Origin of the sequence: Pseudoselenomonas ruminantium (genome assembly GCF_900104055.1) — a bacterium.
Classification (GTDB): Bacteria; Bacillota; Negativicutes; order Selenomonadales; family Selenomonadaceae; genus Selenomonas_A; species Selenomonas_A ruminantium_C.
Genome location: NZ_FNJQ01000038.1, coordinates 17,410 through 27,745, shown reverse-complemented (window position 1 = coordinate 27,745; position 10,336 = coordinate 17,410). Strand labels below are relative to the sequence as shown.

The 10,336-nt window shown below is 43.2% G+C and carries 10 protein-coding genes and 1 other RNA gene; 2 read left to right on the top strand and 9 right to left on the bottom strand.

Annotated elements, in window-relative coordinates; translation table 11 throughout:
* The coding region (locus BLQ59_RS13340; RefSeq protein ID WP_143005365.1) for a transposase at positions 1-261 on the top strand (261 nt) is incomplete at its 5' end.
* A gap of 943 nt (positions 262-1,204) precedes the next feature.
* Here BLQ59_RS13340 and BLQ59_RS13335 read toward each other — a convergent pair.
* The 8 genes from BLQ59_RS13335 to BLQ59_RS13295 form a co-directional block, all read right to left on the bottom strand.
* On the bottom strand, positions 1,205-3,682 hold the full coding sequence (locus BLQ59_RS13335) for a tetratricopeptide repeat protein (RefSeq protein WP_074573344.1): 2,478 nt from the start codon (positions 3,680-3,682) through the stop codon (positions 1,205-1,207).
* Positions 3,672-5,381 (bottom strand): ammonium transporter family protein, encoded by a 1,710-nt coding sequence (locus tag BLQ59_RS13330; protein WP_074573343.1) that lies wholly within the window; start codon positions 5,379-5,381, stop codon positions 3,672-3,674. Before BLQ59_RS13330 ends, BLQ59_RS13335 begins: the two co-directional genes overlap by 11 nt.
* 315 nt (positions 5,382-5,696) lie before the next feature.
* Positions 5,697-6,542: an Rpn family recombination-promoting nuclease/putative transposase gene (locus BLQ59_RS13325; protein ID WP_074573342.1), complete on the bottom strand. Its 846-nt coding sequence runs from the start codon at positions 6,540-6,542 to the stop codon at positions 5,697-5,699.
* 125 nt (positions 6,543-6,667) lie between these two features.
* Positions 6,668-6,853 (bottom strand): DUF2922 family protein, encoded by a 186-nt coding sequence (locus BLQ59_RS13320; RefSeq protein WP_074573341.1) that lies wholly within the window; start codon positions 6,851-6,853, stop codon positions 6,668-6,670.
* A gap of 3 nt (positions 6,854-6,856) precedes the next feature.
* Positions 6,857-7,000: a DUF2922 domain-containing protein gene (locus BLQ59_RS13315; RefSeq protein WP_176756814.1), complete on the bottom strand. Its 144-nt coding sequence runs from the start codon at positions 6,998-7,000 to the stop codon at positions 6,857-6,859.
* 554 nt (positions 7,001-7,554) lie between these two features.
* A complete protein-coding gene (locus tag BLQ59_RS13305; protein ID WP_074573340.1) occupies positions 7,555-7,758 on the bottom strand; it encodes a protein kinase in 204 nt (67 codons plus the stop codon).
* A gap of 158 nt (positions 7,759-7,916) precedes the next feature.
* A complete protein-coding gene (locus BLQ59_RS13300) occupies positions 7,917-9,167 on the bottom strand; it encodes a histidine-type phosphatase (protein WP_081342582.1) in 1,251 nt (416 codons plus the stop codon).
* Positions 9,168-9,209: 42 nt separating this feature from the next.
* Positions 9,210-9,524 (bottom strand): hypothetical protein, encoded by a 315-nt coding sequence (locus tag BLQ59_RS13295; protein ID WP_074573338.1) that lies wholly within the window; start codon positions 9,522-9,524, stop codon positions 9,210-9,212.
* A 169-nt stretch (positions 9,525-9,693) separates the two neighbouring features.
* Here BLQ59_RS13295 and ssrS point away from each other — a divergent pair.
* Positions 9,694-9,866, top strand: a non-coding RNA gene (gene ssrS / locus BLQ59_RS13290) — 6S RNA.
* A gap of 55 nt (positions 9,867-9,921) precedes the next feature.
* Here the strand turns inward: ssrS and BLQ59_RS13285 are convergent.
* Positions 9,922-10,194 (bottom strand): DUF896 domain-containing protein, encoded by a 273-nt coding sequence (locus tag BLQ59_RS13285; RefSeq protein WP_074573337.1) that lies wholly within the window; start codon positions 10,192-10,194, stop codon positions 9,922-9,924.
* Between the last annotated feature and the right edge of the window lie 142 nt (positions 10,195-10,336).

Sequence of the window (10,336 nt, the reverse complement as noted above, 5' to 3'; positions counted from 1 at the left end):
GACAACTGGGATGTAATAACGCCGATCTTCAAGTTCTCAACAGACGTCCGTACAGCGTTTTACACGACCAACGCCATTGAGAGCCTGAACTCCTCATATCGCCGTCTGAACAGCCAGAGAAGTGTTTTCCCCAGTCAGCAGGCCCTGTTAAAGGCCTTGTATCTGGCAACGTTTGAGGCTACCAAGAAATGGTCTATGCCCATTCGGAACTGGGGCAAGGTCAGAGGCGAGCTGACGATTATGTATCCTGATAGATTGTAAAAATTTTGATGCGGCTCTTTAAGCAATTCATAGAAGACCTATTTACAGACTTTTATTCACACCCTCCTGGAAGATGATTTGCTGGCAAAAATAGCGCCCCATGCTTGACGGATTACACAAATTTCTTGCCAATGCCTAAATAGGATGGTACAATAACATACAAATGAGCGCATGGTAAGGCCATGCCTCATACAAGGATTAACGATTGCCGCTATTTCGGATCCTGTCGTAGAGCCATGCAGCCACAAAACTGCTGGCCATATTTACAACAAAACAAGATGTCAACCACAAGTTTACATCAGTAAGAGAGCCTGCAGACTGGTAACCTGCAAGGCTCTCTTATTTTTGAGCCAGCTCTTGGCCGGCAAATATACATCATTCGTAAATTACACGCAGATAGCAGTGATATTATTTCAGCTTAGCCAACTCTCTATTTGCTGCCTGATAATAAGATCCCCTTAAATTTACAGCACGCATATAACACTCTTTTGCCCGTTCTTTATCCATACCTACTCCCTTCAAACCGTGATGATAAATCTCACCCAATCTATACCAACCATAATCGCAGCCTTTATCTCCTGATTTTTTATACCAATCACCAGCTTCTTTTCCCTTTCTATCAGCTGCATATATCCCCCAGTTCGTTCATCGATAAAAAACAACCACGTGCGGAGGCTTTTATTAAAAGTTCAATTTCTTTTTTATTTCAATAGTTTTTTGCAAATCGTGCACTTTCATAAAGTGCATACATATCTCCACTATCAACAATTTCATAATCACCTGCCATATCGGCTGATTTCCCTTTACCCAACCAATTTTCAGCCATCACTAATCTCCCCCATTTATAGAAAAAACAGCCACGCACTGCCCATATATAATTTGCGACTGAATCATTTTCCCCTGCCCATGTAAATCACCGCCATCATAACATCCTAATACATTTTTAAAAATACTCTAAAATAGAATCCCCATCCAAAGTTTCTAATTTTATCTTTGAAAGTCGCATTATTTCATCATCATTAAATTTATATTTACAATCGCCACAAATTTTTGCCATTACTAGAAGAAATAATCTAATCCCATACAATCCGGCATATTTTTTCCATAAGTATGACCTATTTCCTTCCAACTCTCTTTTATTTCCCCCTTTAGTTTTGTACATCAATTCATTATTATACTCCCCTTCAATACTTACATTTTCTATATCACAATACTTGATTTGTATTAACTCTCCCCAAGCAGTTCTAATGATCATACAATAATCCTTAAAGATTAAATATTCATCAGATGTAAGTACATTAGTTTCTCTTAGCCCTCCAATTACGCAATCATTACTTCCTTTATAATGCTCAAAAAAATTTCTAACTGCTTCATCACGCCATTTTTGATAAGGGAAATTGTGGCTTTTTACCACTTCATCACCCTCTGTTTTCCACAAAAAAGTTCCATTTTTTAATTTTCCATTAATTAACACACCCAAAAGTTCAGCAATTATATCCGTTTTCCTTAGATCTGATTTTGTTTTATTTGAAGCTACAATATTTTCAGCTAATCTATTCTTTGCCTCTTCATTTCCTGCTTCAGCTGATTTTTCATACCATTCTACTGCCTTATCCCAATTCTTAATAACCCCATATCCATTCTCATAACATTGTGCCAAATTATACATTCCCCAAGCATCCCCAGCCTTGGCTGCCTTTTCAAACCATGAAAAGGCTTTCTTATATTCGCACTTTACTCCTTCACCTCTATAATGCATAACTCCAATTAAATTTTTAGCCTCAGCATTGCCTTTTTGTGCAGCTTTCTTGAACCAATCCATTGCACTATTGTAATCTTCCTGTTCTCTGTAATATCGTCCTAGACCTGTCATTGCTCCATCATGTCCAAGTTCAGCTGCTTTTGTATACCAACTTGACGCACTAACGTTATCATCTTTATAACATTCATAAAACCATCCAAGGTAATACATTCCATATTCATTGTTTGAATCTGCGGCCTTTTTATAGTATCTTTCAGCATGTTTATAGTCTTCTTCATGCTTATAAATGTGTCCCAACCTCACCAAAGCTGCAGTATCTCCCGCTTGAGATGCATTTTCATACCAGTGCTTTGCTAAATCCGTATTATTTTCCGCATCTTCATAGTAATAGCCAATATCGAACATAGCATCCGCATTGCCTAGTGCAGCAGACTCCTTTAGTAGTTGTAAATATTTTTCTTTATCTGTTTCTTCAAATTCATGAGCCTGTTCCCACAAATACATCCCTTTATCTTCACGATCCTGTTCCTCTCGATTATCTTCCGTAACTTCCTCTTCCATCTTAAAATCTATTTCCTCATTTGTCGTTATCATTGCCACAGGTGTTTCGGCAGTAATTGCCGTTGTACTATCTATATCTTCTAAGCCTTTTATATTGTAAAGCAAATCCAATATCATATCGTAGGCATCAACATCCACATTCAAATTCACACCAGCTATATCATGTATATATTTTTGTGTTAAGTTATCACATACTTCCTGTTCGGTTATATTAACGCCCTTATCCCGTAAGAATGTACTCATTGTTTCAACCACATACTTTTCTTGGGATGACAAACTATCCAGTTTACCCAACACCCCCATTGAAATCATATACTGCGGCTTTACATTTTGTAACGTTTTCACATCTCCCAATAATTTATCTTTAATTGCTTTATTTGTATTAATCTCTTGCAATACCTGATAATAATTCACTTTATCTTTCTGTTGAATACCAATCTCCGCCATTACGCTTCTGATATACAGCAAATCTTCTGTTGACCAAGTCCCCTTCGTCTTTTCATAGAAATCTCTTGCAATACATACAATTTTCCCTGTTGGACTCAGCTCCTGATATTCCGTATCATCTAATTCTTTAAAGCGAATCATATCCTTCCATCTACCCAATTCCACATTATGTTCTATCTTTTCTAAACGCTCTTCTATCATAACTAAGGCATTAACACTGCGACGTAAAAATTTCGCCAATCCGCTATAAATATTTTTAAACTCTTCATTTGCCTCGTTCAGCGAAGCATTAAGCTTATTATTTACAGCAACAATCAATTCATAACTCATCATATTTTGCTCTGCCAGTTTATTCAATGTCTGCTGAGCAGCATACTGGGCCGCAGCACGATTCTTATTGATTTTATCCTGCAACGCCTTATTACTGCCAGTTAATCCTCCCACCAATCTTTGCAAAAAAGATTTATTTTCCAACTCGGCCTGTGCTTCATCAGCTTCTGTCATCGTAGCTACAGCTTCAAAAACCAACTGATTTATCTCCTGCCGATTATTTTGATTCCGCATTACATACTTATCCAATTCCGCTTCAAAGGCACTGCGCTCCTCTGTCGTAAAGACATCACCTTTAACAAGCATAAGTTCATTTGCCATTATCCATACCCTCCAATAACCGTTTTACCTCTGCCTTACAATTTTCTTTTTCTCTCTGTAATTCCCAATTTCGTTCTTTATATTGCTTCTCATCAGCGGCCATTGTCTGCAATAACAATTCTTGCTGTTGTGATATCACATTTATCTGTCTTGTCACATACCACGCTTTGCGTGCGGCTCGCTCTGACAAGCAACGTCCTAATAATCTTTCCCCTATCTTTTGACTGTCTAATTGAGCCGCCATTGTATATTCATTCAAACCATCGCTTGTCTGCGCTTTACTGAGGGCAATCCCTATACCTGTTTGTATCTTTTCATTATCAGGTATCACTATGTTGACGCGCCATTTTATAACATCTTCTATCGTCTCAGTCAGCAATTCATTAGCAAATATCACTTTATCCTCACTAGCGTACATATAGAGTAGTGCCCCAGCTTGCAAAACATCCTGTAATTCATCCACAACAATCTTCAATTCTTCTTCGCTGAGCAAATATTCCTGTGCCAACAGTACAATTTGTTGATTCAGAATCGCTACCATTTGCACAGCATCATCTTCAATAAATTTATCCAGCAATTTTTTCGTTGCTTCACCAGATAACGTTCCACCAACTAACCCAACGACAAAGGCTCCCAATGGGCCTGCTAATACCAGCCCAGCAGCATAACCGATATAACCGCCCACCACACCACTAGCAACTGTAGACATATTCTTAAACAACTGTTTGCCAGATATCTTGCTTTGAAAGAAATTACTGATATCCCCGGCGGACATGACAATGGTTGTAATTGCCGCTGCCGCAAAATTTGCCCTTAACCCCTTAGCTAAATTATTTGTCGCCGCTTGACCATATATTTTCGTATTTATTTTTGCTGCATCCCGTAATACATTTACCATCTCATGCCGCACACTGCTTGGCAGCATTTGCACCAACTTAATAGAGGGAGCCATCAACATCTGATTCAGTCCTGTTCTTGCTAATTGCGCGGTCAAAACCGAGCTGGCAAAGGCAATTCCACCGGCTTTGATTCCACTGCATATTGACATTTCTAAAGCCTTGTTTGCATCTTCCCCGCGCCAAACTGCCTGAGCAAATGTAATCGTTGCAGATATGCCCAATGCCGTTGTCGCAATAATCGCACCATGAACGGCATCAAATGTTAAGGAGTCTATGTTTCCTGCCTTGGCTATCCTCTTGGCTGTCGCATAGTCAACATTTCCCTGCCGAACTATTTTTGTTGCATCATCAGGATTTGTTGTTCCCGGCACCTGCCCCTGCTCAATCTTTCGCCGCATATGCTGTACAGCCTCATGATATTGATCTTTCGGCACTTCTAATTGCATAAAATTACCTTCAGCATCAATATATCGATAAGTGCCATTACGAAAAGCTGCATTAACAGATTCAGCTGCCGTCTGGCAATACTTCGTCTGTATAAGAACACCATCGACCTGACGGTCAGGCCCATTTTTCTTATTATCATCTCCTAATATAATCGCATCTTTGCCATGAGCTCTATCGATTAGGTTATTTGCCCGTTCAGCACCAAAGCCATGCCCTTGTTTAGCATGACATTTTGTCAGCGGTTCAGCATTGGCGGCATTTTCCACTGCAATTTGGTAGGAATTGAATACTTCTTGTTGCTTTTTATATTTGGGATTATGTAACACATTTCCCTCGTAAAACTCTTTTCCCATATGCATCCCCCATCCATTTATCCAAATATTCGCACTTGCTTAACTTCTCTAATCCCTGACAAAAATCCTTCCTATAGCTCATAAAAAGAGACCGATACGACAGTCCAAGCACCAGTCCCATCTTTTTTATGACAACCAAAAAAGCTGCTGCACGTTAAATCACGTACAACAGCCCCCTACACCTTTGTCAAAGCAATGCCTTAACCTGTAGAACATCTTCGCATGTACAACCAGTGTTACGGCAAATCTCTTCATCAGTTGTTTTATTTTTTACATCTGGCCACTTCGTCCTTGGTAAACACGTCTTCCGTCACCTTACCAACAACTATTTACTAAAGCAACTGCTTCCTCGTTGGAAAGAGCATAATTTTCGATAATCTGTGCAATAGCCAAGTCTTTGCTTATCTTTAACTTTTTAAGCATGGCTACGGCCTTCAGTCTTTCCTCTTGTCTGGCAAAATTCAACTGTGCTGCCTGATCACGGCGGAATTTTTCTGCTTTTTCATAGGAGCGTTTGGCCACTTCGTCCTTGGTAAACACATCTTCCACCTCCATTGCTTCTTTGATGGCAGCCTCACTGGCGGCGATTTCCGCCAGTTCCTCGTCCGGAGTGCTGGGGGAGAAATAGGCTGCCCATTTCTCCATGCGATTCATATCTTTCACGTTCTTGCTCTTGAATTTCAGTAGTTCAAGAAAATGAATTTCCAATTTATCCGTCAGCTGACAGCCGGTCTTCACATCATAGATGCCAAAGCAGCTGTGCATATCCGGGTATTTACCTGCGTCAAACAGATTGAAGCCCAGAATGTTGATGGCCACGGTGCGATTGAGCTGGTCGTATTCTTCGCCCCGCTTGAGGTCGGCATAGTTCCGAGCCCAATAGTAAACGGAACGCTCGCCCATGGCAGCCAGCGCATTGACTTGCATTTCGATATTGACCTTGGTGCCGTAAGCCGTGCGGCCTAAAATGTCCAGCCGTGACTCCTTACCCTCATACTCATCTGCATCCATTTCCCGATCAATAAACTCAATATCTTCGATAAGCTCCGTGCCTTGAAATTCGAAAAAAGCATTGATGAGCGCCAATGTTATCTGCGGATGCTTGGCAAATACCGCCTTGAATACCGCGTCATTTGTCCGATTGATATGAAAATCTGCCATGACTATCCTCCTCATTTCTTGTCTCTATTTTATGACTTTGCCCCGGAAAAGGCAAGATTTTCCCGTCAGTTAGGCTCTCATTATAATGTTCCCCCCCACATGGGGCACGAGAAACGGCTGACTGGTCAAATCAGCCAGTCAGCCGCCCGCCTTAATATTGACTTGTCATTTTGGATGACATTCCGCCTCAAGGCCTCAAACATGGCCATACTGACATCCGCGCCGGTCAGGCCGTCGCGTGGGTTGGGTATATCCAGCGTCATTGTCCCTGTCCCTTCCAGCCATAAGATAATAACCAGTGTCTTTTTCATGCTTCACCCCCCCGCAGAAATGGCATTCTTGGCCACGATTTCCTCTGCGGCCTCAACCACCGCCGCCTTGGTTACATCCTCCAGCGGATCGGGGATGGACAGGGTGATGTACTTGTTGTTTTCCAGATTGAGTTCAATCATCAGCATTTGCATAAACTCCCCCTAACGAATAAATACCCATTCAGCCCTTGACAAAAAATAAGCCCTACACAATTGCGTAGAGCTTGTCCGCTATCCAGCAGCTTATAAAATCGACCAACAAGTAAAACACTCACCCCGCCATCCCAATAAACACGCACCATCAAGCACCCGGAGAATTTCATTCCCTATAGCTCTCGAGATGCGGCTGTAACTGACGGATATATTGCCTGCAAGGTTTGCCATCCTTAACCATATGCACGAAAAAGCTGGAGCTTGACTTGTCAATCTGACTGGTCAAGCTCCAGCTTTTACTAAATAGCATCAACCATGCCTATATAAATACTCTCTCCTCTTAAATTCAACCGCCTGCAGCCGTAAACAATGATCTTGCTTTTTCATAACATTGCCTTTGTTCATAAAATCTGTTTGCTTTGTGAAGTGACGACGCTTGATTGATATACATCTTCACTTTTTTTATTTTATCAAACAGTCCGTCATTGGAGCTTTTTTGTGTATACAAAAACAGGGCTATTTCAGCCCTGTTTCCTATTCTATGCAATTCAGTCCTTGATGCAGGCCAGAACTTCTTCTGCCGTCAGGTTATTGGCCAGCATGTATTCGGTCAGTTCCTGATAGTCGCTCTTTGCCTTCTTGGCTTTCAGTTCAGAAACCTGTGCTTTCATTGCTTTGATTTCGCTCTGTTTCTTGGCAATTTTTGCTTCCAACGCACTGATCTTTTCTTCGTAGTTTACTTTTCTTGCCATTATTGATGATTCCTCCTAAAAACTTCATCCTTACGCCATCCCGTGAGCCATAAAATGTGCATGACATCGGCCTGCAAGGGCTTTCCCGTAAAGACATAGTTACTATTATAAGCAATGAAGGATTATTTGGCAAGTAATCGTAACGCTCCAACCTGAAATCAGTAATGGATTCCCATGAGTTCCGCATCGCTGACAATGGCGTCCGTGAGGCGCTGCTGGAAGTCCTGCATGGTGATCAGGCCGTCTTCATTGGCCCGGATATTCTGCAGATGCAATGGCACTGCCTCCGGGGGATTGACAGCGGTCAGGGGTTCTGCCTTGGCCAGCTGGTCGCTCTTGGGATAGATCAGCTTGAGATTGATAAAGCTTTCGCCGGTCCTGTCCTCCCATTCTTCCACCACGATCTTGCAGCCGATGGGGGATTCCTGTTCGATGGTTTCCGGCAGTGACGTATTCTTTACTTCCATAGCGCCCATCACCGAAGCGATATTGATATCGTGGCCGCAAAGGAAGGTAAACCTGCGCTGGCGCGTGTTGAGTTCTTCCTGAATCACCGAGAGCAAGGGCCGTGACAGCGCCCGGGATAACGTCGGCACATTCCGGCAAAGATGAATGCCCAGATCCTTTACCGCCGCAATTTCCTGCCACTCCTTGAAGCTCAATTTATGGCCAAAGGCGGCATTATCTGCACCAAGTTCATAATATTGCAAGGTCAGTGCATCGCAGGCCTTCATCAGTGGACGAAAACTTTCACTGATGCGCAGCTCGTCGTCCACAGCCGCCGTGACCTCCGCAGTATCTGTCTCCGGCCGGTCCAGCACTTTGGCCGCCAGTTTTATCCCCGGCACGATATCCTGCAATAACTTGCTGCTGCCGCCCAGGGCCTCTACTTCAGCCCGATTGGCTGCCGCAAAAGCTTCCTTATGTCCCGCTGTCCCCGGCAGGAAAGTCGGATCTGCATCCCCGACATCGCCACGGTAATCCACACCTACGTCCAGTCCCGGCAAAAAGCCCTTGGCAAAGTTCTGGGCCGTGGCAATGGTCCGCTGAAAGCCGTTGGCCGCAAAACGGATATCGTTTTTTTCCGGCAGGTATTCCGCGGCAAACAGGCCTTCCTGATCCACATACTGGCGGAAATAACGTCCCATATATTCTTCCATCTGTGCGCCCCGGGGCGTAAGTTCCCCGGCAGCCACACCGAAATCATGCCATGCATGGTCCGTGGTCTTGCTCAGTGATGAATCCGGACCATTGAATGGTGCCCGGATATTATGCCGGGACAGGACGATTACCTGCACCAGCCTGTATTTTTCATGAAAACTATCCTGCGGCACAGCCTGTGCCAGCTGCGCATAGGTCAGACATAGAACCGCCGCTAAAAAAGCCAATATCCTGCGAAGTTTCATCATCTTTTCTCCTATATAAAAAGCAGCCCCCAAAGGGGCTGGTTCTCAGTAGCTGGGATGTTCCTTTACATAGTCCACCGGACGGCTCCAATCCACATGCACCTTCGTGATATTCCACAGTCGCGTCAGGGCCAGTTTGAAGCTCTTGACATCAGCCAGGGGATCTACTTCCTCAGCCGTGAAGTCCATAAGCGTTGCATGAGGCACTTTGATGCTGTGCTTTTCCGCCAGATATTTTTCGGTGAGGCTTTTAGCCTCGTCATTCTTGATGTTCACAACAGCGCTCTTGCTGTCGCCATCATAGTCAATCCAACCTAAGTCATGGCCGAAACTGATGGCCACACTGAATTTATTTTCCATGGTAATTTCTCCTTTTAAACAACGTTCTCTACTCTTAATTATATATGATTTAGCCCTTGATGACAAATATTTTGCGGATATGAGCAAATTAAATAAATATTTTCAAAAGTTTGCATTTGTCAAGTCTTGCACTTGTTTTTTTTTTATGCTACTATACTTACAAAGAAGGATAAGCCTGGGGTGTGCGTGGGCTTTTGGAATGTCCAACCTACATTTTTTACAGGGAGCCTGATTTGATTCTGGTGGAAGTTCGCCTCGGCGTCATGCGGAAGCCAGACTTAAGGCACCCACCTGCCAGTCGCAGGTTTTGGGCATTTGAAGCAGCGGCAGTTTGGACCCCTTCTTTGAAAAGGGATTGCTATCCATGGGTGGCAGTCCCTTTTCACGTTGTCCGGATTCAGTTCACATAGGGGCGCAGGTTGATAGCCACTTCGTTGATACGGGTGATTTTCGGATCGCTGGCCAGCGGTGCCTGCATAGCGCTGGCAGCGGCTTTCGGATCATCGACGATTTCAATATTATCCAGCATCTGCCGCATCTGGCCGCGGATGCCTTCCAGATAAATTTCGCGCAGGTTCTTCTGCTCTTTCTTTTCCTCATCGCTGAGGCCTGCGGCACGCTGCTTGCGGGACAGCTCATTAATACGTGCAATCAATTCTTTCGTTATCATAAAAACCTTCCTTTTAACAGCTATTATCGACAATGAAATATATTATAGCGCGAATGGGGATTTTATGCCATAGCCTGCGAAAATTTCATTGCCAAATGATATTTGACTTTAGTATAATTATACATGGTTGTACAACCAAACA